The organism is uncultured Bacteroides sp. (genome assembly GCF_947632445.1).
GTDB lineage: Bacteria > Bacteroidota > Bacteroidia > Bacteroidales > Bacteroidaceae > Bacteroides.
The window spans coordinates 1-24263 of the sequence record NZ_CANRPM010000048.1 but is presented as its reverse complement, the minus strand read 5'-3'; the positions used below and the strand labels follow the sequence as shown (position 1 = coordinate 24263).

The 24263-nt window shown below is 45.3% G+C and carries 28 protein-coding genes; all 28 read left to right on the top strand.

What is annotated here, in order from left to right; all coding sequences use genetic code 11:
* A partial coding sequence (locus Q0Z70_RS09840) for a hypothetical protein (protein ID WP_298074070.1) occupies window positions 1-946 on the top strand: 946 nt, incomplete at its 5' end.
* Window positions 947-997: 51 nt separating this feature from the next.
* Window positions 998-1138, top strand: a complete 141-nt coding sequence (locus tag Q0Z70_RS09835) for a hypothetical protein (RefSeq protein WP_298074068.1) — start codon at window positions 998-1000, stop codon at window positions 1136-1138.
* A gap of 100 nt (window positions 1139-1238) precedes the next feature.
* Window positions 1239-3158, top strand: coding sequence for a nucleoside-diphosphate sugar epimerase/dehydratase (locus Q0Z70_RS09830; RefSeq protein WP_298074076.1), 1920 nt, complete (start codon window positions 1239-1241; stop codon window positions 3156-3158).
* A 147-nt stretch (window positions 3159-3305) separates the two neighbouring features.
* Window positions 3306-3656, top strand: coding sequence for a hypothetical protein (locus Q0Z70_RS09825; protein ID WP_298074067.1), 351 nt, complete (start codon window positions 3306-3308; stop codon window positions 3654-3656).
* A 35-nt stretch (window positions 3657-3691) separates the two neighbouring features.
* The gene (locus tag Q0Z70_RS09820) at window positions 3692-4453 is read left to right on the top strand and encodes a hypothetical protein (RefSeq protein ID WP_298074065.1); all 762 of its coding nucleotides are present in this window, start codon (window positions 3692-3694) and stop codon (window positions 4451-4453) included.
* Between the two features lie 51 nt (window positions 4454-4504).
* Window positions 4505-5173 (top strand): acylneuraminate cytidylyltransferase family protein, encoded by a 669-nt coding sequence (locus Q0Z70_RS09815; RefSeq protein WP_298074063.1) that lies wholly within the window; start codon window positions 4505-4507, stop codon window positions 5171-5173.
* A complete protein-coding gene (locus Q0Z70_RS09810; RefSeq protein ID WP_298074061.1) occupies window positions 5170-5853 on the top strand; it encodes an N-acetylmannosamine-6-phosphate 2-epimerase in 684 nt (227 codons plus the stop codon). Before Q0Z70_RS09815 ends, Q0Z70_RS09810 begins: the two co-directional genes overlap by 4 nt.
* A gap of 7 nt (window positions 5854-5860) precedes the next feature.
* On the top strand, window positions 5861-6916 hold the full coding sequence (locus Q0Z70_RS09805; RefSeq protein WP_298074059.1) for an N-acetylneuraminate synthase family protein: 1056 nt from the start codon (window positions 5861-5863) through the stop codon (window positions 6914-6916).
* A complete protein-coding gene (locus Q0Z70_RS09800) occupies window positions 6913-7383 on the top strand; it encodes an HAD family hydrolase (protein WP_298074057.1) in 471 nt (156 codons plus the stop codon). Before Q0Z70_RS09805 ends, Q0Z70_RS09800 begins: the two co-directional genes overlap by 4 nt.
* Before the next feature lie 47 nt (window positions 7384-7430).
* Window positions 7431-8966: a lipopolysaccharide biosynthesis protein gene (locus tag Q0Z70_RS09795; protein ID WP_298074055.1), complete on the top strand. Its 1536-nt coding sequence runs from the start codon at window positions 7431-7433 to the stop codon at window positions 8964-8966.
* 39 nt (window positions 8967-9005) lie between these two features.
* The gene (locus Q0Z70_RS09790; protein WP_298074053.1) at window positions 9006-10202 is read left to right on the top strand and encodes a polysialyltransferase family glycosyltransferase; all 1197 of its coding nucleotides are present in this window, start codon (window positions 9006-9008) and stop codon (window positions 10200-10202) included.
* 49 nt (window positions 10203-10251) lie between these two features.
* Window positions 10252-11202, top strand: coding sequence for a glycosyltransferase family 2 protein (locus Q0Z70_RS09785; protein WP_298074051.1), 951 nt, complete (start codon window positions 10252-10254; stop codon window positions 11200-11202).
* A gap of 473 nt (window positions 11203-11675) precedes the next feature.
* Window positions 11676-12290, top strand: a complete 615-nt coding sequence (locus Q0Z70_RS09780) for a hypothetical protein (RefSeq protein WP_298074050.1) — start codon at window positions 11676-11678, stop codon at window positions 12288-12290.
* Between the two features lie 88 nt (window positions 12291-12378).
* A complete protein-coding gene (locus Q0Z70_RS09775; protein WP_298074048.1) occupies window positions 12379-13518 on the top strand; it encodes a glycosyltransferase family 4 protein in 1140 nt (379 codons plus the stop codon).
* Between the two features lie 165 nt (window positions 13519-13683).
* The gene (locus Q0Z70_RS09770; protein WP_298074046.1) at window positions 13684-14868 is read left to right on the top strand and encodes a CDP-glycerol glycerophosphotransferase family protein; all 1185 of its coding nucleotides are present in this window, start codon (window positions 13684-13686) and stop codon (window positions 14866-14868) included.
* A 5-nt stretch (window positions 14869-14873) separates the two neighbouring features.
* Window positions 14874-15596, top strand: a complete 723-nt coding sequence (locus tag Q0Z70_RS09765) for a phosphocholine cytidylyltransferase family protein (protein ID WP_298074044.1) — start codon at window positions 14874-14876, stop codon at window positions 15594-15596.
* A complete protein-coding gene (locus Q0Z70_RS09760; RefSeq protein WP_298074042.1) occupies window positions 15593-16396 on the top strand; it encodes an HAD-IIA family hydrolase in 804 nt (267 codons plus the stop codon). The genes Q0Z70_RS09765 and Q0Z70_RS09760 overlap by 4 nt, the downstream gene beginning before the upstream one ends.
* 10 nt (window positions 16397-16406) lie before the next feature.
* On the top strand, window positions 16407-17402 hold the full coding sequence (locus Q0Z70_RS09755) for an iron-containing alcohol dehydrogenase (RefSeq protein ID WP_298074040.1): 996 nt from the start codon (window positions 16407-16409) through the stop codon (window positions 17400-17402).
* Window positions 17403-17512: 110 nt separating this feature from the next.
* Window positions 17513-18121, top strand: coding sequence for a sugar transferase (locus Q0Z70_RS09750; protein WP_298074038.1), 609 nt, complete (start codon window positions 17513-17515; stop codon window positions 18119-18121).
* Window positions 18122-18128: 7 nt separating this feature from the next.
* Window positions 18129-18785, top strand: a complete 657-nt coding sequence (locus Q0Z70_RS09745; protein WP_298074036.1) for a serine acetyltransferase — start codon at window positions 18129-18131, stop codon at window positions 18783-18785.
* Window positions 18786-18811: 26 nt separating this feature from the next.
* Window positions 18812-19042, top strand: coding sequence for an acyl carrier protein (locus tag Q0Z70_RS09740; protein ID WP_298074034.1), 231 nt, complete (start codon window positions 18812-18814; stop codon window positions 19040-19042).
* Window positions 19043-19045: 3 nt separating this feature from the next.
* Window positions 19046-20083 carry a 3-oxoacyl-ACP synthase III family protein gene (locus Q0Z70_RS09735; protein ID WP_298074032.1) on the top strand — a complete coding sequence of 346 codons (1038 nt, stop codon included), beginning with the start codon at window positions 19046-19048 and terminating at the stop codon, window positions 20081-20083.
* Window positions 20084-20099: 16 nt separating this feature from the next.
* Window positions 20100-20843, top strand: coding sequence for an SDR family oxidoreductase (locus tag Q0Z70_RS09730; RefSeq protein WP_298074031.1), 744 nt, complete (start codon window positions 20100-20102; stop codon window positions 20841-20843).
* A 32-nt stretch (window positions 20844-20875) separates the two neighbouring features.
* Window positions 20876-21934, top strand: a complete 1059-nt coding sequence (locus Q0Z70_RS09725; protein WP_298074028.1) for a 3-oxoacyl-ACP synthase III family protein — start codon at window positions 20876-20878, stop codon at window positions 21932-21934.
* Between the two features lie 67 nt (window positions 21935-22001).
* Complete coding sequence (locus Q0Z70_RS09720) at window positions 22002-23003, top strand: sugar-transfer associated ATP-grasp domain-containing protein (protein ID WP_366807258.1); 1002 nt, start codon at window positions 22002-22004, stop codon at window positions 23001-23003.
* Between the two features lie 19 nt (window positions 23004-23022).
* A complete protein-coding gene (locus Q0Z70_RS09715; protein WP_298074026.1) occupies window positions 23023-23532 on the top strand; it encodes an aldo/keto reductase in 510 nt (169 codons plus the stop codon).
* Window positions 23469-23933: an aldo/keto reductase gene (locus tag Q0Z70_RS09710; RefSeq protein ID WP_298074024.1), complete on the top strand. Its 465-nt coding sequence runs from the start codon at window positions 23469-23471 to the stop codon at window positions 23931-23933. The genes Q0Z70_RS09715 and Q0Z70_RS09710 overlap by 64 nt, the downstream gene beginning before the upstream one ends.
* A 10-nt stretch (window positions 23934-23943) precedes the next feature.
* Window positions 23944-24263, top strand: a 320-nt coding sequence (locus Q0Z70_RS09705; protein WP_298074072.1) for a DegT/DnrJ/EryC1/StrS family aminotransferase, incomplete at its 3' end; no start/stop codon positions are given.

The window sequence follows — 24263 nt, the reverse complement described above, 5'->3', positions numbered from 1 at the left end:
GAGAGAATATTCAGCAATATCGCATAATCGGAAAACAATGATAGACAGCAAACTGGCCGGACAGATAAACGAAATACGGGCATTCCGGATTGACGACCGATTGACGGACGGGGCAGTGGTTGCCCTGATGAATATCCATCTCTCGGTGGCAAACCTAATTGTCGGCAATAACTTGGAGAAGTACGGCAGTGTGTCGCCGCACCGCGAGGCGATGAATCAGCTATTTGCTATTTGCCACAAGCGCTGCCGGAGCAACCAGACACTCGCGCGGCGCAGCCGGATGATACCCGCACTGTATAACCTGTTCGCCATGCCCGCTGCCGTGTTTGATGAACGCAGGGACCGCATGGTCGAACACTGCGCATGGCGTGCTGTCGACGAATGGAAGAAGAAACACGACACGACAAGACAGCCGTTCACCGAACCGGAACGCCGGACGGAGTACGGGATACTGCACTGCATCATCGAGGCGACGCGGTATATGGTCGAAGAAGACAAACCTGCACAACCGGACTTCCGGTATATGCGGCAGCGGGTTGAAACATGGGCATCGGAGATGAATGCCGACGGCAGTTGGGACGGCATCACGACAGGCGAGGCGCTGCAGCGCCTCGACATCCTGACGGGCTATGCAAACGCGCACGGCGGTATACACTTCGATTCGGTAATCGAGCGGGCACGCAACCGTTGTTTCGGGCAGATCATTTCTCACAACTCAAATACGACTTCCCGCGAGCTGTTCCTTCTCTATTGGACACTGATATGGGGCATCGGACAACCGGATTGGACACGCGCCGAGGCAGTTGCAAAACGTGCAGCAGAACGACTGAAAACCTGCCCGGAAGGGAGCGACGAATACCTGTGGTCGCTTGCTGTCTGCATGGACTACACCTGCATAAAACTCAACCACGACATCAAGATGCAGATGCTGGCGCAGATTGCATAAGCACGTAACCGCATAACCTCGACAAAACAACCTGTAACGGAAAATCATACCATGACAGTTTGGATCATTGCCGCCTTTTTTGTCGGTGCACTGTTCGGCGGTGTAGTGATGAGTTGTCTGGCTGCCAGCGGAAAAGAGGACAAAGCCGAAGAACAACTCTTCGAAAAGGCAAAGGATAGAAATATAGTATAATCAGATGACAAACAGTAAATTACCCCCCCCCCGTTTGGGAGAATGGGATAAGGGTGGAGATACGAAAGGAAACTCTATGGGCAACAGCGGATTCCTCAATATGATATTGAAAAGATTGCGGTTGGAGAATTATTTCAGTGCATGGCTGATACTGGGATTCGACATGGCTGTTTCGGCCTGCTCCTCCCTGGTGAGCCTGCTGCTTTACAATCTGCTCGTCTCCCGTTCGTTCGGTATCGGATTCCTTACCTGGTGGATTATCGGAAGTGTGATTGCTTCGGGTATCATGTTCCTGAGTCTGCATACCTACCGGGCGATTATCCGCTACTCGACCCTGCGTGAGATCGGGGATCTGGTCGCCGCGGTCTTCGGCAAGACGGTGCTGATGGGCATCATGCTGATCCTTCTCTCCGGCGCACGGGATATTCAGCAACTGTGGCTGCTGCTGTTCGACTTCCTGCTGACGTTCGGCACGTTGGTATTGTTGCGGATAGGGATGGTTACCGCCTACAACATTCTCCGCAGGCGCATGAATATCCGACATTCGGTGCAGCGGATTCTGATTTACGGCACGGGAGACAAATCGGTGTCACAAATCGTGCGGCTTCAGAACTCGAAACACTACAAGGTGGCGGGCTTCCTGACCTACGGGAAACGGCAGAAAGGGCATATCCTGTCCGGATACAAAGTTTACTATTTCGAGACGGAAAAGGAACTGTGCTGGCTGCGCGACCGCTACGGCATCGACGGCGTATTGTTCGCCTACTATACCGATGCGCAGGCCGAGCAGGAACGGCTGCTGCGCTACTGCACGGAGTGCCGGTTGCAGACATTGATAGCCCCGACCATCGACAGAATCTGCGACGGACAGATACCCAAACCGGTCAGAAAGATTCATATCGAGGATTTGCTGGGACGGCCGGAGATAAACATATCGCTCGAAGAGATAAAGGCGGGATTCGCCGGCAAAACCATTCTGGTAACGGGCGCTGCGGGTTCTATCGGCTCGGAGCTGTGCCGGCAGTTGGCGCAGTTCGGGCTGCGTGAATTAGTGATGTACGACAATGCCGAGACGCCGCTGCACAACCTGCGGCTGGAGTTCGACGACCGCTGTCCGGAGCTGAAATATACGCCCGTCATCGGGGACGTGCGCATGCCGTCGCGTTTGAACTATGTGTTCCGCGAATATCGCCCGCAGATAGTCTTCCATGCCGCGGCCTACAAGCATGTGCCGCTGATGGAGGAGAACCCGTGCGAGGCGGTATTGGTGAACGTCGCAGGTTCGCGCAACGTCGCGGACAAGTGCATCGAATACGACGTGGAGCGCATGGTGATGATCTCGACGGACAAGGCGGTAAACCCGACGAACATCATGGGCTGCACGAAGCGGCTGGCGGAGATTTACGTGCAGTCGCTGGGGCTGGCCGTGGCGGCCGGAAAGGTGCAGGGCAGGACACGCTTCGTCACGACGCGCTTCGGGAACGTGCTCGGATCGAACGGCAGCGTGATACCGCGCTTCAAGGAGCAGATCGAGCACGGCGGGCCGGTGACGGTGACGCATCCAGAGATTATGCGCTTCTTCATGACCATACCCGAGGCGTGCCGGCTGGTCATGGAGGCCGCGACCATCTCGGCGGGCAACGAGATCTGCGTCTTCGACATGGGCGAGCCGGTGAAGATCGCCCATCTGGCGGAGATGATGATACGGCTGTGCAACCTCGAAGTGGGCAAGGACATCAAGATAGAATACACGGGGCTGCGTCCGGGCGAGAAGCTCTACGAGGAGGTGCTGGCGAACGAGGAGAACACCCTGCCGACGTCGCACGATCGCATACGCATCGCCAAGGTACGGGAATACGCATACGACAACGCCAAATCCGTCGTCAACGAACTCGAATCCCTCTCCCGCGCCGTCAATATCCCCGACATGGTGCGCCTGATGAAGCACACCGTTCCCGAATACATTCCCGAAAATCCGAGATTTAGGGAGATGGCTGGGGAACAGGAAGAAAAAGCATGAATATGGACACTTTGTGTTTCGTAGGGTCAATCCTATTTGCAAAAGACACTGATAAGTCGGCATGAAGTGTTGGGTGCGTGGCGTAAGTGCCTCACAGGGCGAGTGCTTGAAACATAAATAGTTAAACAATTTTAAACTGACACATATATGAAGTATTGTAAAAAATGTCTGATGCCGGATACCAGACCGGGCATCACGTTTATGGAAGACGGTGTTTGTGCACCATGTCACAATTACGAAAAGCAAAAACATACGGACTGGGACGCTCGTTTCAGGGAATTGGAAGTTTTGTGCGACAAGTATAGAGGATGCAACGGGCCGAACAAATATGATTGTGCCATTGCCGTATCCGGTGGCAAGGATTCTCATTTTCAGACCTATATTATGAAAGAGGTCATGAAGATGAACCCAGTTTTGCTTTCAACCGCATGTACGGACTGGACAAAAACGGGGGGGGGAATATTCAAAATATCGCAGATGCGTTCAGTTGCGACGTAATCAGCATCCAGCCTAATCCTCATGTCGCTCGGATTATGGCACGCAAGGCCTTTGAAGAAATCGGGTCTCCGACCTGGTATATAGATGCTCTTATCTATGCTTTTCCATACCGTATGGCCGCACAACTCGGATTAAAATTGTTAGTTTATGGAGAAAATGTGAACTATACGTATGGTGGAAAATACAACATCGAAACGCCTTCTGCAAAATTTCAGCCACTTAACGATGTCGTGAAGCCGGTTTGGGATAAATGGCTGGAAGACGGGCAGATTACGGCTGCAGAGTTGGATTCTGCAAAACAAATGACGATGGAAGAGTATGATCGAAGTGGACTCGAGGCTGTTTATTTGAGCTATTTTGTACCTTGGGACTCGCATCATAATTTCGAGGTAGCCAAACGTTGGGGTTTCCACCACATGGAACATGAATATGTCAGAGAAGGGACGTTAGAGAACTATAATCAAATCGATTCCCTCAGTTATCTTTTGAATCAATATCTGAAATACCCCAAATTTGCACATGCCTCCGCAACGGAGATGGCTTCTCGATGGATACGAGCAGGTCTTGCCACGCGCGAAGAAATGATCCCTCTCGTTAAAAAATATGACAAACGTTTAGATCAGGGGATCGTAGATGCTTTTATAGAATATACACGCATGACACCACGTGAATTTTGGAAAATCATGGACAAATGGTATAACCGTGAACTCTTCTATCAAGATCGTGACGGAGTCTGGCACGAAAGGTTTGAAGTGGGCGTGGGGATTACAAATAAAAAGCAGAATTCGCTATTCTGATTTCTGTCAAGGTTCTTTACAATATTGCAGACAAACGCCCATACTCAGTTTATGCAAAAATATATCGTTGTCATTCCGGCTCGGGGAGGTTCGAAACGATTGCCTCGAAAGAACATATTGCCTTTGAGCGGGAAACCTCTAATCTGCCATTCCATTGAATACGCATTATGCGATTTTTCTCCGAATGATATTTACGTTTCTGCGGACGATGCGGAGATAATGGAAGTCGTCAAACCGTATGGAATCCATATTATCAAACGTCCCGAATCGTTGTCGGGAGATTTGGTGCCTACGGCAGATGTGCTTCAACATGTTTCGACAGAGGTGCAAGGAGCAGACATTCTTTATGACTACATGATATTGCTGCAATGCACCAATCCCTTGCGCCCGCGAGGAATGTTGCGAGAAGCAATGGATAAGCTGCAACAGTCCGGAAAAAGGTGTTTGGTCGGCGTATCTCCGTCATACAGGAAATTAGGGAAAATCGAAGATGACCGGTATATCCCATGGAATTATAAATTCGGGCAACGCAGTCAAGACATGACACCCCTATATTATGAAAACGGTCTTCTTTACATTACTCATCGCTCTTTAATAGATGAGTGCAAAATCATCGACGACGCCCCCTTTCCGTATATCATCGACCATCCGTATGCCCAAATAGATATAGATACGCCCGACGACTTTGCGTATGCGGCATATATTATTAGCAAACAATGAATATTATAGACATGCTGCGGGGCGAGATGATTGTGTCTTGTCAAGCAGAAGGGAAAGACCCGTTTAATGTTCCCGAATATGTCGCCTTATTTGCGCAGGCGGCGCAAATGGGCGGTGCGAAAGGAATCAGGACAGAGGGAATAGAGAAAATCAAAGCGATCAAGAAAGTGGTCAATCTGCCTGTTATCGGATTGTTGAAATCTCATTTCGATGATGGATATGTGCGGATAACAGGGTCGATGCGGGAGGTCGATGCGCTTGTTTCTGTCGGATGTGAAATCATTGCGGTCGACGGGACTTTTCGGGAACGGGAAGGAATGAGCGGCGCGGAGTTTATTTCCTGTGCCCGTCAAAAATATCCGGATAGTATCTTTTTGGCGGACATAGCGACTTACGAGGAAGCTGTGGCGTGCGAACAGGCAGGAGCACATTGCGTTTCCACCACATTGAGCGGATATACTCCCGACACGCAAACAGATTCTCATACAGCCGATTTCGCATTGATTGAAAAAGCCTTGAACACACTCTCTATTCCGGTATTTGCAGAAGGCAGAATCAATACGCCGGCTGACGCAGCAAAAGCCATGTCATTAGGTGCTTATGCGGTAATAACAGGAACCGCAATCACCCGACCGAGAGTCATCACACAATGGTTTGTAGAAGCAATAAAGAACAAATAATTATACAATGAAAATAAAAATCAACAGTATTCACGGTCCGCGATTCATCGGAGAAGATTATGCTCCCTATATTATCGCCGAGGCAGGAATCAATCACAATGGCAATATCGAAATTGCCAAACAATTGATATACGAAGCAAGCAAAGCCGGAGCCGATGCCATCAAGTTTCAGAAACGTACCATCGAGGAGATGTTTACGCATGAGCATTTGAACAAGCCATACAACAAAGATTATGCATTCGGCAAGACATACGGCGAACACAAAAAGGCATTGGAATTTTCAGATGAACAATATCTGGAATTGTACAAGTATGCACAAAGCCTGAAAATCGACTTCTTGTGCAGCGGTTTCGATTTCACGTCATTCCGTTTCATCGAACACGTATTGAATGTCCCGATACACAAAATAGCTTCGCCTTTTGTCACGCATTATCCGCTATTGAAAGAAATTGCCGGCTATGGAAAACCGATGATTCTCTCGACCGGAATGCACAATATGGCTGAAATAGAACGGTCGGTAAATTATATCCGGCAATTCAACGACCAGATAGTCGTATTGCAGGCGACCACCTTATATCCCTGTCCCGATGAAGAGGTGAATTTGCGGGTATTGGATACGTTCAAACAAAAATTGCACACGTTGGTAGGTTATTCTTCGCATGACAAAGGAGTTATTATACCGGCTGTCTCGGTGGCATTCGGAGCGTGCATTATAGAGAAGCACTTTACGTTGGACCGCATGATGACAGGACCCGACCATATAGCCTCTGTGGAGCCGCGAGGGTTGGAACTGATTTGCAAATATGCCAAGTCTGCCCACAAAGGGTTGGGCGTACCGGAGAAATACATTCATGAATCGGAACTTTCGCAACGCGAGAAATACGGAGTAAGCGTTGTAAGTTTACACCCGATTCACAAGGGGCAGAAAATCACGGCTGCGGATATAACGGTCAAATGTCCGGGAGGCGGCCTGTCTCCGGAAATATATGACACGCTGCCGGGTATGACGGCGCAGCGCGACATCGAAGCGGATAGCATCATATATAACGGAGACTTGGCATGACCCCGATTAAGGCAATCTTCACGGATATCGACGGCGTCTGGACGGACGGAGGAATGTACTACGATCAAACCGGCAATGAATGGAAAAAATTCCATACCTACGACGGAGTGGCGGTGCGTCTTGCCCATGAACGCGGCATCAAAGTGGGCATCATCACGGGCGAAGAGACTCAAATCGTTGCACGGCGTGCCGAAAAATTGAAAGTCGATTTTCTGTGTCAAGGCGTAGCGGACAAATTGGCTGCCGCAAAGAAAATTTGCCAATCCAACGGATATGATCTGTCGGAGATAGCCTATATCGGCGATGATATCAATGATGTCGAGTTGCTCAAAGCGGTCGGAATGTCCGGTGTACCGGCAAGCGCACCGGAATATGTCCGAAGCCTCGCAACTGTCCGTCTCGACAAAAAAGGCGGTGAAGGAGTTTTCAGAGAATTTGTGGAGAAAATCGTGGAACAAATAGTCTGATAGAAAACTACTGCAAGAATCTTTGCCATACAGAATCATCGTACGTTATGGGAGTATATACGCGGATTGCTCGAAACACCATTCTTCTTTCTGTCAGGTTAGTTCTGCAAATCATCATACAGCTGTACACCGTCCCTGTTGTCTTTCGTGCGCTCGGTGTATCGGATTATGGACTCTATTCTGTGGTGTGCGGTGTTGTGACGATGTTTTCTTTCGTGGGTATGTCGCTGTCCTCCGGTTCCCAACGGTTCATTGCATATTCCTTGGGCGTGCAGGACGAGGAGCTGCTGAAAAAGACATTTGACACAATATTTTCCATTTATACGATATTTGCGATTGTTGCAATTGTATGTTTAGAGACAGGGGGATTGTGGCTTCTCAATCACAAGATGAACATCCCGTCCGGACGGATGAGTGCGACCAATGTGATCTTCCAGTTATCCCTTGTCTCGTTTACTGCAGAATTGATAACTATTCCCTTTGTCTCCACGGTCATTGCATACGAAAGGATGAACTTTTATGCCTGTCTCGGCATCTTGAAATGTTTGTTGCAGTTGGTCGTGGCCATCGCATTGCAATATATTCTACAGGAAAAATTGATTGTATACGGGATTCTGACCTGTATGGTATCGCTGATAATCAATGGTATTTATTGGGGATACTGCCGGTCGCATTTCAGGGAGTGCCGCAAAATCAGGTTTTTATGGAACAGGCAGACAGGTGGGGAACTGCTTTCCTATTCCGGGTGGAATGCTGTTGGCTGCGTGGCATTGATTTCCCGCCAGCAAGGATTGAACGTGCTGATGAACCTGTTTTTCGGAACCCTCGTCAATGCGGCACATTCCATCTCGCAGCAAATCTACGGAGCTTTGAACCAGTTTGTCAATAATCTGTATATGGCGACACGTCCGCAAATCACCAAATACTATGCGGTCGGCAAGACAGGAAAGATGTGGAAACTGGTGTTCCAGAGTTCGAAAATGGCATTCTATATTCTGACCACCCTTGCCATTCCGCTCATCATCGAGATGGACACCATTCTGAAGTTGTGGCTTGGAGCCGTTCCTCCCTACACGGCCTCGATTGCGAGACTAATAATTCTGTCGTTGCTGATAGAGACGCAGATAAATCAAATCATTGCGGCCTTTCAGGCAGCCAATAAAATCAGGAATGTCCAGTTATATTCCAGTATAGTCCTTTTGATGAACATACCGTTGACCTATTGCGTGCTAAAATGGATAGGGGGAGGTCCTTTAGTCCCATACGTAGTGATCGTCGGGCTAAGTATCCCGTATGTCATGGTGATTCTGTGGCAGGCGAAAACCGTGATATCGCTGAATATAAAGAACTATGCCTTGTGCGTCATGGTAAGACTATGGCTTGTTTTCATTGTGGGTTTTCTTGCAGTTGGTCTTCTTGTGAGGCTCATGGAACCGTCTTTCCTCCGGATAGTCTGTACGGCAGTCAGTTCCCTCGTTTTTATCCCTGCTCTCGTCTGGCTTGTCGGCTTGGACGGAACAGAGAAAAGACAATGTATACAATTCGTACAAAATAAATTCCGGCATTATTTTACGAAAAACTAAACTTTCGCAACTTACAAAAGTTGTTATAAATCCATCGTTATGAATATAACAAAAAAGAGGGTTGTATTTTATGCATTTACAACCTATCAATTATATACATGCCTCTATTATGCCGTCAATGTCCGTTGGAATCCTTCTCTGAAAAAACACCTGTACTTTTATCACGGATTGCAATGTCAGATAGAATTGGAAAGATGGAAGCCATATTTCGATACAATTCATATCGTCAGAGATCATCCGGATCATTTCTACGGAAGGATAAGACATCTCGTACTGCGCATTTTGTCAGGAAGATACCTTTATCCTTTATTGGGAATCTGCAGAGCATTCCTACACGAATGGAAAGACGATACCCTGTTTATCTGTTTTTCCGATCAGAACGATTATACCTTAAGTACGATTCGGACATTGAAAAGGCACAAAAACAATACCGTATGCATGATAGAAGAAGGTGAAGGAACATACGAAACGTCTAACACATTATCCCGTCCGTCCAATTATTCAGCAGCCCTAAAAAGATTGATACGCACCCTCATAGGTGTGAACAATTTAGATTATATTGGTCAAAGCGGGGAAGTAGATGTATGGATTGTCCGGCAACCTGACAGGTGGCCGCCTCAAAAAAAATTCCATGCCAAAATAATCCGGCAAAGCAATGTTTTTACAAATATTCAGTCCGTTTTTGACCTTGAGTTTCTGCACGAAAATCTCCCTGCATCAGCCGGTAAAAAAATAATATGGATTGGTGCACCAGTATATGTACACGGAATATCCGAAAAAGAGGAAATTGCATGGATCTCCCAAATTGCCAGAAAGATCGAAAACGATTACCATATCTATATTCGAAAACATCCGCGGGAAATGGACACAAAATATAGTTCGTTATATAATCTCCGCAATGTGAGTGCATTGGATATTGGGAAGTGGAATTGGATCCCGGTTGAGATTTTGACAAAAATGGTGGCACCTGAAGCCATTATAACGGTCGCATCGTCCGCTGCTTTTCATCTACATGACATGGGGGAGCCCTGTAAAATCATCTACACCTATCGGTACTTTCACAATATCACAATAGAAACGAATTTTTTGGATGAATACGCATCCTTTCCCAATGTTTACTGCATTGGTTCCATCGATGAGCTGGAGCGTGTTTTATATGAAAAGTCATTAGAAGAGCAAACTGTACAAGTGCCATCCGATCCGGCTTCGGACCTTGATTATCTGGCATCCTTATAGAATTGATCGAGAATAAGGATATGCCGGAAATAATAATAGCATGTATCCCATGACAGAAGATTTGATTTCAGTGATTATCCCGGTCTATAATGTTTCCAAATATTTACCGAGATGTCTCGAGTCTGTTCTGAAACAGACCTATCGCAATATGGAAATTCTTTTAATTGATGACGGTTCTACGGATTCGAGCGGTGAGATTTGTGAAGCGTATGCAAAACATGATAGCCGGATTCATGTGATTCACAAACAAAACGGAGGATTGTCATCGGCAAGAAATGCAGGATTGGATTCAATGCACGGGGATTATTATACATTTATCGACAGCGATGATTTTGTCCATCCCGACTATGTCTCCACCTTGTTGGCTCTTTGTATGAAATACGGGACAAACATCAGTCAGTGTGGCTGTATACATGGTAGTGATAGCCAATTTCCGGACAGGAATTCCGATGCAACAGACACCGTTTGGAATTTTCATGATTTATATACCGACACGGATGGAAGCTACAGATGTACGGCATGGGGAAAGCTTTATTCAGCAAAATATGCAGACGAACGGTTTCCCGTTGGAAAAATCAATGAAGATGAGGGATATTCTTTTTTTCTCCAACACCGGGCACAAAGAATTGCTCTAACAAACAGACAATTGTACTATTACTACATGAGACAAGGCAGTATTATGAGACCCGTTTCCATAAATCCAAAATTTGATTTTATGGAAATATATGATCAAATCATTAATTATCTGAAAATCAAAAACGATTCTACCTTGATACCTTTTGTCCATAAAGAGCTATGCATTAGGATTATACTGAGATGGTGCGCATGGGAAAAGGCCCATTACGAGAAATCATGCACGGAAAGATTGAAAGCAGCCTATCGCAGTAATTATGATCATATCACGGATTGGAGCGATATATCTGTACGTGAGCGCTTCGTTTTACATTTATACAGGTGGTCTCCGACACTTTTTTATGGACTTTATCGTATGTGTAGATGAGCATAAGGATCGGTACAAACAAAAATTTCGCTTTGGAATTATGGAGTGCTGTCATTATTTGGATAATGATCGTACAACATATTGCTCCGAAGTATTTGTACACGTGCGGAGCGCTTGGTATTATAGCGGGATTTGTCCTTTTCACTCGTTGCATAAGTCGTTTTGGACTGAAAAAACATTTCTTTTATTTTATCGTTGCGCTGTCTTTCTTCGGGATTTTAAACAATACGTTGATAGGACAATCGAAATTGGCTTATGTGTTTACAACCTTGTTCGTATTCTTTCCTGTTGCTATTGTATTCTCGCACATTAAACGATTTTCAGTAAATTTCTGGAAATGGAATATTATTCTACTTTATGCCTTTATACTGTACAGGTTTTTTCTTGTCAATCCGGGAAGGGTATTCTATAATCAAAGTGAGAATTATCTCTCATTCTATGTTACCTTTTTTCTATTCTTGCTCACATTGGTCTTGGACAAGGAAGGCAAACGCATACCATTCGTCATTGTGATCGCTTATTTTGTATCTTGTGTCATCGGATTGGGAAGAGGGGGTATCCTTGCCGGTGCATTTTATCTGATAGCCCAATATTGTCAGCGGTTTATCAATAATAGAAGCGTGCTATTTGTAGGCATTCTCCTATTGGCGATATTCATGGTCCTTTTCATAAAAAATATCGATTATATCCTGGATCACTATTTGACGAAATTCATGACAGGAAGCAAATCACTTGTAGATGTAACCAACAGCAGACAGGAAATCGTGGATGAATATTTAAAACTCCTTACAGGGAAGTCGGCATTGAAACATATTATGTTCGGTGTCAATGCGGATAATATCTATGCAACATATACTCTCCAAAGGAATTTACACAATTCTTTCCTAATGTTGCATGCCTATTTCGGACTTGCTGCCCTTTACATCATCTGGCTATCCATAAAGGATGTCTTCCGAAAAAGATTTGACCTGTCCATCATTTGTATTACTTTTTTCATCAGAGCCATATCTGACACTTTTTTTCTCAATGAGGTTGGCATGATCATTCCCCTCTATCTGATGGCTGATTATTGGAAAAGGTATGACTAAATGATATATCACGTATCACCTAATCCGTATTACCAATAAGATTTTCTATTCAAAAGCCGAGTCGGCCGATGATACCAATCGATTGTTTATGGGCAAGCAAAAGCTATATATAACGACCACTATACCAGAATCACTTGTTTTTTTTTGTGGACAAATACAATATTTAAGTTCGGAATTCAATATTACAGTCGTTTCTTCTCCGGGGGTAAGATTAAAGACGTTCGGCGAAAAAGAGAACTGTAATACTTATCCAATTTTAATGAAACGAGGCATAGCTCCAATTCGGGATTTTATTGGGTTATGTCATTTTATCTTATTGTTTGTCAGGCAACATCCGGATATTGTTCATGGAAACACTCCAAAAGCATCCTTCCTCTCAATGTTGGCTGCCTATGTTACGGGTATTAAGACAAGAATTTATATGTGCCATGGGTTGCGCTACCAAGGCTGTACCGGGTTGATGAGAAAATTGCTGATAAATATGGAACGCATCTCGTGTTTATGCGCCACTGATGTATTTTGTGTCAGTCGTGGACTCATGGATCAGCTGTTACTTGATAAAATTTGCTCAAAAAAGAAATTAAGCATCATCCTCAATGGAAGTATAAATGGCATAGATTTGAATAGGTATGACAGAAAAAATCTCGTTTCATCACAGCAACTTAAAAATCAATTAAACCTTCCGCAACAAAATTTTATTTTTTTATTCGTCGGTCGCATTGTTAAAGACAAAGGTATTGAAGAATTAATCTCTGCATTTTGCAGACTTCAAAAGCAATATAGTACGCTATCTCTATTATTGGTAGGAAAATATGAAGCCATCAATCCCATCACGGAAGAAGTAAAAAATATTATTGAAACAAATCATAGTATTCATTGGGTTGGGTCGCAGGCTGACGTAAGACCGTTCTATGGTTGTTCTGATGTTATGGTTCTGCCCTCTTATAGAGAGGGTTTTGGTATGGTACTGATGGAAGCATGCGCAATGGATGTCCCATGCATTACGACAGATATAATCGGGTGCAATGAAATTATTGTGAATGGACAGAATGGGTTGGTTATCCCCAAACAGGATTCCGATGCTCTGTACGAAGCCATGAAATATATGTACGAACATCCGCAGGAACGATTGGCCATGGCATCGTGCGCCCGTAAAACGATAACGTCTCGATACCGTCAGCAGGACGTATGGAAGGCGGCGTTGGATACGTATAAGGCTCTCGGATAATGTATCGTCTTTTTTTCAAGCGATTGATAGATTTTGTGGTGGCCCTGTGCGGTTTGATGGTGCTGTTTTTCTCTCTTGCTGATATATGGGTAGTGTTTCAAAAAGAGTTTTTAAGTTACGGACTTTACGAATTAAAATTCAGGGTTTACTCAAATAACACTTGTTATGAATCAAAAAATCATCTTTTATGCTAAGTATGTCAAGTTCCTATATGCTTGCTATTACTATGTAGGTACTTTTTCCCTGCGCTTACTGCGTCTGTTTGTAAAGCAACAGGACCATCTGATTTTCTTTATTGCCTATGGCGGGAGGAAATACGATGATAGCCCTAAATGCATCTATGAGGCCATGTGCTGTGATGGACGTTTTGATGACTACGAATTAGTATGGGCGTTCAACAGCCCTGACACATACACCATCGGCAGAGGACGCAAGATAAAAACCGACACCCTACAGTATTTTGCCACGGCATTGAAAGCCCGATGCTGGGTGACGAACAGTAGCGTAGAGCGGGGCTTGTCATTCAAGGGGAAGCGGACATTCTATCTCAATACGTGGCACGGCGGAGCAATTAAACTGATGGGCAGTGATATACCACAAAAAAATACGTCTTTCCGAACGAAATCGAAAACGAAAGTGGATGTCATGTTATCCCAAAGTGATTACGAGGCACGGATGTTCTCTCGTGTGTTTAATATTCCTTTGGAGCGTTTTGCCATCATTGGTCGTCCGAGAAATGACGAGTTGGTCGCTGCTAAGCCGGACGATATAAAACGATTAAAGGCATCATTAAACATCGAATCCTCAAAGAAAGTAATCCTTTATGCCCCCACTTTCCGAGAATATGAGAATAAAGGTGCTGGTTGCCACCTCTCCATACCCGTTGACTTCCATAAATGGAAAAAATGCTTGTCGGATGAATATGTGTTACTATTTCGTGCACACTACGAGGTGGCATCATATATGAATGTGCAAGATAGCGACTTCTTGCGCAACGTGTCGGATTATCCGCAATTGAACGATCTGATGATAGTGGCAGATATTCTTATTTCGGACTATTCAAGCATTTTTTATGATTTTTCGGTGATGGGGAGACCCATGCTCTGTTTTGCATACGATTACGAAGAGTACTCCCAAAAGCGCGGTCTCTACTTCGACATACGCAAGGAATTGTCTTGCGAGAATATCTGTAATGAAGACCAATTGCTCGACGCTATTACCCATTTAGACAAAAAGAAAGCCTGCCACCTGTCATGTCAATTCCGCGACAAATATGTTACGGCTTATGGTGAAGCAACGCAGAAGTCATTGGATATCATTGCATCTGAATTAAACAAGAACAAACAATAGTAGCAATGCGAGCAATCATTTTAGCAGCAGGCTTGGGTACAAGGTTGCGCCCTATTACTGATGAGGTGCCTAAATGCATGGTGCCGGTTAATGGCATACGCATCATTGACAAACAAATCGACAATCTGCACAAAGCGGGTGTAAAGGATATCGTCATTGTTGGAGGCTACAAAGCCGATGTATTGAAAAAGCACGTGGAACAATATGACGGCATTACGTTTGTCGGCAACTCCCGTTATGCGGAAACCAACAATATGTATTCTCTTTATCTCGCCCTCAAGCATACAGATGGTTCCGGTTTTCTGCTAATGAATGCGGATGTGTATTTCGATGCCAATATCATAACGGGACTTTTGGAGAAAGACAAGGAGGACAAGAGTCTGATAGCCTGCGATCGAAATGGCTACCTTGAAGAATCCATGAAAATAACGACAGATAAAAGCGGCAAGATAAAGCACATTAGCAAACAAATCACCGAGAACGAATATTATGCCGTTTCCATCGATGTCTATAAGCTAAATGACGAGGCTGCAGACATTCTGACAAGAGAGGTATGCGACACTATAGAAGCGAAGAAAGACGAGAATTTGTGGACTGAGATGGCCTTGGATGCTATATTCGACAAAACGACATTCATGCCTTACGTCATTCGCGGTCGATGGTTCGAGATAGACAACCACGACGACCTGCAACGGGCAGAGGAACTTTTCAAAGAAGACGTGATATGACGGAGTTGAAAGAAAAGACCCTTTTCCTCCTTGACATGGATGGTACCATCTATCATGAAAACGAGTTGATAGATGGTGCCATGGATTTCTTCCGGACATTGGTCCGGCAAGGTAAGGATTATGCTTTCATGACAAACAACTCCTCAAAGAGTGCGAGAACATACGTGGAAAAGCTGGCAGCGCTCGGAATAGAAGCAACAGAAACCAACATCGTATCATCTGTCAATGCCACGATTCTATACCTAAATGAGCGGAAAGCGAAAGGGAAACTCTATGTGATAGGTACGGATTCATTCAAACAGGAGCTGTCGGAAAATGGTTTCGAGATAGTTCCAATAAACAGCAGAGAGGCGGATGTCGATTTTGTCGTACTCGGATTTGATACGGAACTGACCTACGAGAAGATTGTCGGAGGATGTTATTATGTGAGCAGAGGTTATCCCTATATCGCCACCAACTGCGACTTGAAATGCCCCATCAAGGGAAACAGGTTCATCCCCGATTGCGGAGCCATAGCGCGACTGATTGAGGCGGCAACAGACAGAAGCCCCCTTTTCGTGGGGAAGCCGGATCGGACGATTGTCGATGTCGCATCTCGGCGCTTCAACACACCGTTGGCTCGAATGGTTTGCATCGGCGACAGGCTTTATACTGACATTGCCGTAGGCATCAACGCCGGGGTGGACACGGTCTGTGTATTTACAGGTGAAGCAAAGCCGGACGATATCGCAGTTTCTCCCTACAAACCCACATACACGTTTGAAACCATCCGTGGTTTGTATGAAGCCATAAAGGATTAACAACGCCACCATGTTTTACAATCTTGTCAGAACACCTGCCATTGTTAAGACCGGGACGGGCATTTTGGGGAAGATAGACGAACAGCTGCACACATCACATCTGCACTTTCCTCAAAAAGTCTTGATTACCCAAAAGCATCTGTACGATATCTATCGGGAAAGTCTTCTGAAAAATGAGTTTTGCAAAATTATTTTCGTAGAAGGAGGAAATGTAGAAGAAGTCGCTGAGATTGTAAGCCCTATAAAAGAGGTTGATGGGTTGTTAGTCGCCTTTGGAGGCGGAAGCGTTTTGGATTTGGTAAAATATTGCGCAGACAAGGTAGACAAGCCATACATCAACATCCCGTCGGCACTTTCGAACGATGCCGTATATTCCTGCGTTGCACGGTTGACGCAAAATGGAAAGAAATACAGTTTTGGCGTACCCCCCCCCATAGGCTTGATCGTTGATTTCGATGTAGTGCGCCATTCACCGGCGACATTGCTGTATGCAGGTCTGGCCGACTTGGTGAGCAATCTTTCGGCATTGCAAGATTGGAAGCTGGCACATAAAAATATACATGAGCCCATTAACGAGATCGCCTATATGCTTTCCAAACAAAGCGTGATACCGCTTTTCAGGTATAAGGAAGCAGATATGTTGAGCAATGATTTTCTGTTCGATTTAACTAACGGGCTGATAACGTCCGGTCTATCGATGATTATCTGCGGGACGACACGTGTAACAAGTGGGGCAGAACATCTGATTAGCCATGCGATAGACGAATATTTCCACGACCGTTCGTCCATCCACGGATTGCAAGTGGGTTGGGCACACGAAATAATAAACCGCAAATATCGCATAGGGGCAAACAATGACTACGATATTACGGAATACTTCAACCGAATGGGGATTCTGAAAGTTATTCACAACAACATCCATTGGGAAGAGAACGAGTTTGACGCTTTAATTCCTTATGCCAAAAAGATAAGGAACCGATATACAATATTCAACACACTACGCTAAAAAGGTTCAACGTTGGTCGGCATTTGTTAGAGACGAGTCCAACTATTGACGTCGTAGTCATCTGCCACCCGCCCACTCCTTGACACACTGCCCATTATCAGACCATAGTCATGTACCGTCATTTTTTCAAACGATTGATAGATTTTGTTGCAGCATTGTGCGGACTGGTCGTCCTTTCTCCGCTGCTGCTGGTCGGCGCCGTATGGTTGCACTTTGCCAATAAGGGAGCAGGAGCGTTCTTTTTGCAGGAACGTCCGGGTAAGGAGGCTAAAATATTCAAGGTCATCAAATTCAAGACCATGACCGACGAGCGCGATGCCGACGGACACCTGCTGCCCGATGTGCAGCGGCTTACGAAGGTTGGCAAGTTTATCCGCTCGACCTCCATCGACGAACTGCCGCAACTTGTAAATGTGCTCAAAGGCGATATGGCCCTGATCGGCCCTCGTCCGCTTTTAGTCAAATATCTGCCATTGTACACGCCTGAGCAGGCACGCCGCCACGAGGTGCGTCCCGGCATTACCGGTTGGGCACAATGCCATGGTCGCAATGCCATAAGCTGGCGTGAAAAATTCGCCCTCGACGTGTGGTATGTCGACCACGTGTCGTTGTGGACGGATATTCAAGTAATTTTCATTACGATTAAGAAAGTAGTGTGTCGGGCAGATATTTCAGAAGAAGGACACGCTACGATGGAACCTTTTACAGGAAACAATTAACAGAACGATGAAAGACATAGCAATCTACGGTGCAGGCGGTTTCGGACGCGAGGTCGCTTGTCTGATACGCATGATCAACGAGGCACAACCTGAGGAGAGCGAGCGTTGGAATCTGATCGGGTTCTTCGATGACGGTATTTCCGCAGGGACATCGGTGTCGCATTATGGTGTTTGTTTAGGTGGAATAGGCACGCTTAATAACTGGCGTAAAGAATTGAGCGTAACTATCTCAATTGGCAATCCACAAACAATTAGGAAAATAGTAGAACAAATCCATAATCCGTTGATACAATTTCCCAATATAATTCATCCGAATTTGACATATGCAGATATTGAAACATTCAAAATCGGTCGGGGAAATATCATTATAGCTAATTGTTATATGTCTTGTGATGTGGTTATTGGGGATTTCAATATTTTGGATGGCTCTATTGCATTTGGGCATGATGTACAAATAGGCAACTATAATACATTCATGCCGAAAGTTTTAATATGTGGCGGAGTACATATCGGAAATGAAAATTTTTTTGGTATAGGAAGTAATGTCCTTCAATTATTGCGTATCGGCAATAAGGTAAAGTTGGGTGCCGGCAGCGTACTTATGACCAAGCCAAAAGATGATTCACTTTATATGGGTAATCCCGCTAAAATATTCAAATATTAAACCATACACTTACAAATTATTAAATTATGGAACTGAAAGAATTTATTGAAAATTTCGCATCGCAGTTTGAAGATACCGATGCAAGTGCATTTACTCCTGCGACCCGCTTTCGCGAGTTGGACGAATGGTCGTCGCTGACGGCACTGTCGATTATCGCGATGGTCGACGAGGAGTACGATGTTACCCTCAAAGGCGACGATATTCGCAATGCCGAAACCATCGAGGATTTGTTCAAGACCGTTCAAAGCAAGAGGTAAACTATGGCATTCTTTGAATTTCGGAATGTGCGGGTTGCCGGCTTTTCAGCCGGCGTACCTGCCAACATCGTCAGCAATTTAACAGAGGATATTTCCGAAAACTATGATAATGAGGGATTTGTGAAGACGACAGGCGTTTTGGAACGCCGTTATGACGAAACGCATACTACCTCCGATTTATGTTATGATGCCGCCGAACGATTGATTTCCGATTTGAAATGGGACAGGTCGGAAATCGAAGCGTTGATATTCGTATCTCAAACCACCGATTATTTCCTGCCTGCGACGGCTTGCATTTTACAAGAGAGGCTGGGGCTTACAAAAGAGTGCTATGCAGCCGATATAGTGTTGGGCTGTTCGGGCTGGGTTTACGGATTGAGCAGTGCAGTATCGCTTCTTCAAAACGGACATATCCGGAAAGCCCTGCTCCTGTGCGGAGATGCCAAACGACACGTCCCCAGCAATAATCCCCTGTTTGGCTGTGCCGGTACGGCAACAGCACTCGAATACCGGGAGGGTGCCGCAGGGTTCCGATTCCATTTCGGGACGGACGGCAGCGGATACGATGCCATCATGATTCCCGACGGCGGTGCGAGGAACCAGATAACCCCTGAATCGTTCAAGGAGGAAGTCATCGACGGGCGCCGATATAATCGGCTGCAAACCCGTATGAAAGGCATGGACGTTTTTGCTTTCGGCATATCGACGGCTCCCAAATCGGTCAAAAAATTAGCGGAGCATTTCGGATTCGACTATCAGACGGCAGATTATTATGTTTTTCATCAAGCAAACATGAAGATGAACAACCTGATAGCCAAGAAGCTGAAATTAGACGAGGAGAAAGTTCCGTCGTGTATGTACCGGTTTGGCAACACCTCGTCGGCATCGATACCGCTGACCATTGTTACACAATTGAAAGAAAAGATAGAAGAACGCCCGACGAAATTCATCTGCTGCGGATTCGGCGTCGGGCTGTCGTGGGGTACGGTGGCATTTGCGACCGATCATATCGTGATTTCGGATTTGGTAGAATGTAAATAAAAGAATAACAATAACTATGTATAATCCATTTTCATTGGAGGGCAAGACCGTCCTCGTAACGGGTGCGTCGTCGGGTATCGGACGCGCTACGGCAATCGAATGTTCGAAAATGGGCGCGACGGTAGTCATTACGGGTCGTAATGCCGAACGGCTGCAAGAGACTTTCAATGCGCTTGCGGGCGAAGGTCATCGGCAAGTGATTGCCGACCTCTCCGAACAGGAGGGTATCGAGTCGTTGGTCGGACAACTTCCTCCGCTCGACGGAGCCGCCCTTTGCGCCGGCATCGGACTGACCCTGCCCGTCCAGTTCTCGACGCGGGAGAAATTCGACAAAATTTTCAACACGAACTTCTTTTCACCCGTAGAGACGACCCGATTGCTGTACAAGAAAAAAATTCTGAAACCCGAATCGTCGTTGGTTGTCATTGCTTCTATCGGAGGTATTACTTCATTCAATTACGGCAGTGGCATATACGGCGCATCAAAGGCGGCGCTCAATTCCTTCATGAAATTTTGTGCGCGAGAGTTCGCCGTTCGGCAAATTCGGGTAAACTGTATTTGTCCGGGCATGGTCGAAACACCACTGATTCATCGTGGAACATTGACCGAAGAACAATATCAGCAATATATGCAGATGTATCCCTTGAAGCGGTTCGGCAGACCCGAAGAAATCGCTTATGGCGTCATTTATCTGCTTTCAAACGCAAGTTCTTGGATTACAGGAACTTGCCTGTTTATCGACGGGGGGGGGGACAATTAAGTAATAGATAGTCAAAGAGGTAATAATTAAGAATGGCAATTCTTCAATATTCGCAAGTCGGAATTACGGCATTAGCCGGTTGCGTTCCGAAACAGGTAATCGACAATTATCATTACACGCAGTATTTTCCGGAAGAAGATGTGCGCAAGGTAGTCGATAAAATCGGCATTTATGAACGACGTTTTGCCGATGCCGGCACGTGTTCGTCGGATTTGTGCCAAGCGGCGGCGGAACGGTTGATTGAAGACAACGGCATATCCCGCGACGAAATAGATTTATTGGTGTTCGTGTCGCAGACGCCTGATTACCGGATGCCGGCTACCTCCATTCTGTTGCAATCGCGGTTGGGTTTGCCGTCGGGTACGATAGCATTCGACATTAATCTGGGTTGTTCCGGTTTCATATACGGATTGAGCGTCATGTATGCTTTCATGGAGCGGTGCGGACTGCGAAAAGCCTTGTTGCTCGACGGCGAAACACGCTCGAAAGTCTATTCGCCCAAAGACCGTCACTCGGCGTTCATCTTCGGCGACGGAGGAATTGCGGCGTTGATAGAGAGGAACGAGAAATTCGGGACGAGTTGGTTTTCGATGAACAGCGACGGCTCGCGGGGCGACCTGATAATGATACCCGGAGGCGGTTACCGACATCCGAGCAGCGAGGAGACGCTGCGGGAAAAAGTAGTCGATGAGTACGGAAACATTCGCAGCGACGAACAGGGATATATGAAAGGCAGCGATGTATTCAATTTTGTAATCAGCGAAATACCCAAAGACATAAAACGGTTGTTTGCAGCCTCCGGCGAACGAATCGAGGATATGGACTGGTATGTTTTTCATCAGGCAAACAATTTTATCAACAGCTATATTGCCCGGAAATTGAAACTCGACACCTCGCGCATACCCTCGACAATACACAAATACGGCAACACCTCGTCGGTGTCGATTCCGCTGACCATAACGGATTGTCTGCGAGACCGCATGCAAGGAGAAAAACGATTGATGCTAAGCGCTTTCGGCGTCGGTATGACATGGGCTACGGCAATCGTTCCTTTCGTCGATTGTCGCATCAGTGAAATCGTGGAAATATAATTTTCATTCAATAATATAAACTATGAATCCAATATTCGGATTTGGCAGAAACTAATAAGAAGTAATTATGTATAAAAAATTAAAACTCTACCGATTTGTAACCGTATTCGCATATTGTAAATCGAGTTGGTCGAATAGTGCTTTCGTAAAGACGAAATGTCCGACAAAGAACCGTCTCTACATTTATTTCGATTTGATATACTGGTTTGTATTTCACGGGTTCGATTTTAATGATTACTGCACTTTTAGATTTTGGAACAAGTCGGCACAAGAGCGCAAAACTTATATCTCCTTGCGTAAAAACAATAACCACCTTACCCTAATGTTTTCCACGCCTGTCGCTGTTCAATTGTTTCGTGATAAATCCTCCTTTAACCAGCGATTTGCCCCATACGTTCATCGTGCATGGATAACTACGGCAGGTCATGGTTGGAATGAAATATCGAATTTTATCCACAGACAGAAGAATGTCATTGTGAAACCGATAGATTTGGCGTGCGGGGTAGGTATATTCAAAGTTGATGATTCTGAAAGTCAATTAGATATGCTGCGCCGCAGGATTTTTGAGGGGGGGGGGAATTTTATCATTGAAAGTATTGTCGAGAACCATCAGTCATTGAAAATACTTGCTCCGGCTTCATTAAATACGGTTAGGATAGTAACGGTTATAGACAAAGACCAAGAACTGCATATTGTCGCGGCATTATTGCGTTGCGGAAACGGCAGATCGACGACAGACAACTTCCATTCAGGAGGAATGGCTTGTCCAATAGACTTGGAAACAGGGAAATTGACAGCGGTGGCGTATGGACAGGAATGTATGGAATATACCGAACATCCATACTCCCACATTAAATTCGACGGCTATGAGATTCCATGTTTTCAAGACCTTATGCAGATGGTTCGGGAAGTCGCTTTTTGTGTCCCCGAGGCAAGATACGTGGGTTGGGACTTGGCGATAACGCCCGATGGAATAGAACTCATCGAAGGCAACATCCCACCCGGAGAAGATATAACGCAGATCTATACCGGAAAAGGTATATTATATCAATTATTAGAATGGAAATAATCTATAATCTTTATAAAACATGACATACTTAACACTAAATAATGGGGTTCAGATGCCGCAAGTAGGGCTTGGAACTTATTTAATACCGAATGGAGAGTTAAAAAGAGTAATCGGAGAGGCTTATGAGATGGGATATCGCCAATTTGATACTGCTTGGAGATATCATAATGAGCGGGAAATCGCATTGGCGTTGAAATATCACGGAATAAAGAGAGAAAATGTTTTTATAACAACAAAGGTTAATGCGGATGCCTTGTATTATTTCGGATACAGGTATGGCAAACACAGGATATTCAATTTTCGTAATTTTAGATCTATTAAAAACGTTGTTTTAGAATCCTTTGAAAACCTTCAAACAAATTATATAGATTTATTTCTCGTGCATTGGCCGTGGCCGATGTACCGAAGAATGTACGAGGTATTGACAGATCTATATCATGAGGGCAGGATTAGAGCAATAGGTGTATGTTCCTGTACCCCCCCCATTTACAGGCACTTGCAGAAGTTTCTGATGTGGTTCCAGCAGTAAATCAGTTTGAAATAAGCCCACTCAATACCCAAAAGCAATTGATTCAATATTGTCAGAATAAAGGAATCATAGTGGAGGCGATGAGTACATTCAGTCATTACAGATCGAATGAACCCCGTATGGAGATTTTGGAGAATCCGGTAATTCGACCAATTGCAGATAAATATCACAAATCTATTGCGCAAGTGGTTCTCCGGTGGTTGATACAACAACAAATAGCCATAATCCCCAAAACATGGAATTTCGATCGTTTGAAAGAAAATATCTCCTTATTTGATTTTACTCTAACAGAAGAAGATATGTCGATAATCGATTCTTTGGATAAAGGTAAGTTTTTGAATTACAATCCATATATAACATTCAATACACGGCCGAAATATAAAAAGAATTGGTATGGATAATAAAAATATAATGGCGGATAAACGTATTTATTTGTGCCTCGCACACATGTCGGGCGAGGAGCAGAAGTATATCAAGGAGGCGTTCGACACGAATTGGGTCGTGCCGTTAGGGCCGAACGTGAACGGCTTCGAGAGCGACCTCGAAGCATTCGCCGGCGAAGGGAAGAAGGTCGTCGCCCTGTCGTCGGGCACCGCTGCCGTGCATTTGGCGCTCATAGCCTGCGGCGTGGGGGCGGGCGATGAGGTCATCGTGCAGGATTTCACTTTCTGTGCCTCCTCGCACCCTGTAACCTACCTCGGTGCCACGCCCGTGTTCGTCGATTCCGAAAA

Excerpts from the sequence above, each read along its gene's own strand:
- Q0Z70_RS09805 (WP_298074059.1), top strand. The coding sequence starts at position 5,861 with ATGAAAATAAAAATCAACAGTATTCACGGTCCGCGATTCATCGGAGAA.
- Q0Z70_RS09775 (WP_298074048.1), top strand. The coding sequence starts at position 12,379 with ATGGGCAAGCAAAAGCTATATATAACGACCACTATACCAGAATCACTT.
- Q0Z70_RS09735 (WP_298074032.1), top strand. The coding sequence starts at position 19,046 with ATGGCATTCTTTGAATTTCGGAATGTGCGGGTTGCCGGCTTTTCAGCC.
- Q0Z70_RS09750 (WP_298074038.1), top strand. The coding sequence starts at position 17,513 with ATGTACCGTCATTTTTTCAAACGATTGATAGATTTTGTTGCAGCATTG.
- Q0Z70_RS09800 (WP_298074057.1), top strand. The coding sequence starts at position 6,913 with ATGACCCCGATTAAGGCAATCTTCACGGATATCGACGGCGTCTGGACG.
- Q0Z70_RS09830 (WP_298074076.1), top strand. The coding sequence starts at position 1,239 with ATGATATTGAAAAGATTGCGGTTGGAGAATTATTTCAGTGCATGGCTG.
- Q0Z70_RS09815 (WP_298074063.1), top strand. The coding sequence starts at position 4,505 with ATGCAAAAATATATCGTTGTCATTCCGGCTCGGGGAGGTTCGAAACGA.
- Q0Z70_RS09745 (WP_298074036.1), top strand. The coding sequence starts at position 18,129 with ATGAAAGACATAGCAATCTACGGTGCAGGCGGTTTCGGACGCGAGGTC.
- Q0Z70_RS09725 (WP_298074028.1), top strand. The coding sequence starts at position 20,876 with ATGGCAATTCTTCAATATTCGCAAGTCGGAATTACGGCATTAGCCGGT.
- Q0Z70_RS09795 (WP_298074055.1), top strand. The coding sequence starts at position 7,431 with ATGGGAGTATATACGCGGATTGCTCGAAACACCATTCTTCTTTCTGTC.
- Q0Z70_RS09810 (WP_298074061.1), top strand. The coding sequence starts at position 5,170 with ATGAATATTATAGACATGCTGCGGGGCGAGATGATTGTGTCTTGTCAA.
- Q0Z70_RS09820 (WP_298074065.1), top strand. The coding sequence starts at position 3,692 with ATGGCACGCAAGGCCTTTGAAGAAATCGGGTCTCCGACCTGGTATATA.
- Q0Z70_RS09755 (WP_298074040.1), top strand. The coding sequence starts at position 16,407 with ATGTTTTACAATCTTGTCAGAACACCTGCCATTGTTAAGACCGGGACG.
- Q0Z70_RS09790 (WP_298074053.1), top strand. The coding sequence starts at position 9,006 with ATGAATATAACAAAAAAGAGGGTTGTATTTTATGCATTTACAACCTAT.
- Q0Z70_RS09760 (WP_298074042.1), top strand. The coding sequence starts at position 15,593 with ATGACGGAGTTGAAAGAAAAGACCCTTTTCCTCCTTGACATGGATGGT.
- Q0Z70_RS09785 (WP_298074051.1), top strand. The coding sequence starts at position 10,252 with ATGACAGAAGATTTGATTTCAGTGATTATCCCGGTCTATAATGTTTCC.
- Q0Z70_RS09770 (WP_298074046.1), top strand. The coding sequence starts at position 13,684 with ATGAATCAAAAAATCATCTTTTATGCTAAGTATGTCAAGTTCCTATAT.
- Q0Z70_RS09730 (WP_298074031.1), top strand. The coding sequence starts at position 20,100 with ATGTATAATCCATTTTCATTGGAGGGCAAGACCGTCCTCGTAACGGGT.
- Q0Z70_RS09740 (WP_298074034.1), top strand. The coding sequence starts at position 18,812 with ATGGAACTGAAAGAATTTATTGAAAATTTCGCATCGCAGTTTGAAGAT.
- Q0Z70_RS09825 (WP_298074067.1), top strand. The coding sequence starts at position 3,306 with ATGAAGTATTGTAAAAAATGTCTGATGCCGGATACCAGACCGGGCATC.
- Q0Z70_RS09765 (WP_298074044.1), top strand. The coding sequence starts at position 14,874 with ATGCGAGCAATCATTTTAGCAGCAGGCTTGGGTACAAGGTTGCGCCCT.
- Q0Z70_RS09715 (WP_298074026.1), top strand. The coding sequence starts at position 23,023 with ATGACATACTTAACACTAAATAATGGGGTTCAGATGCCGCAAGTAGGG.
- Q0Z70_RS09720 (WP_366807258.1), top strand. The coding sequence starts at position 22,002 with ATGTATAAAAAATTAAAACTCTACCGATTTGTAACCGTATTCGCATAT.
- Q0Z70_RS09710 (WP_298074024.1), top strand. The coding sequence starts at position 23,469 with ATGTTCCTGTACCCCCCCCATTTACAGGCACTTGCAGAAGTTTCTGAT.
- Q0Z70_RS09835 (WP_298074068.1), top strand. The coding sequence starts at position 998 with ATGACAGTTTGGATCATTGCCGCCTTTTTTGTCGGTGCACTGTTCGGC.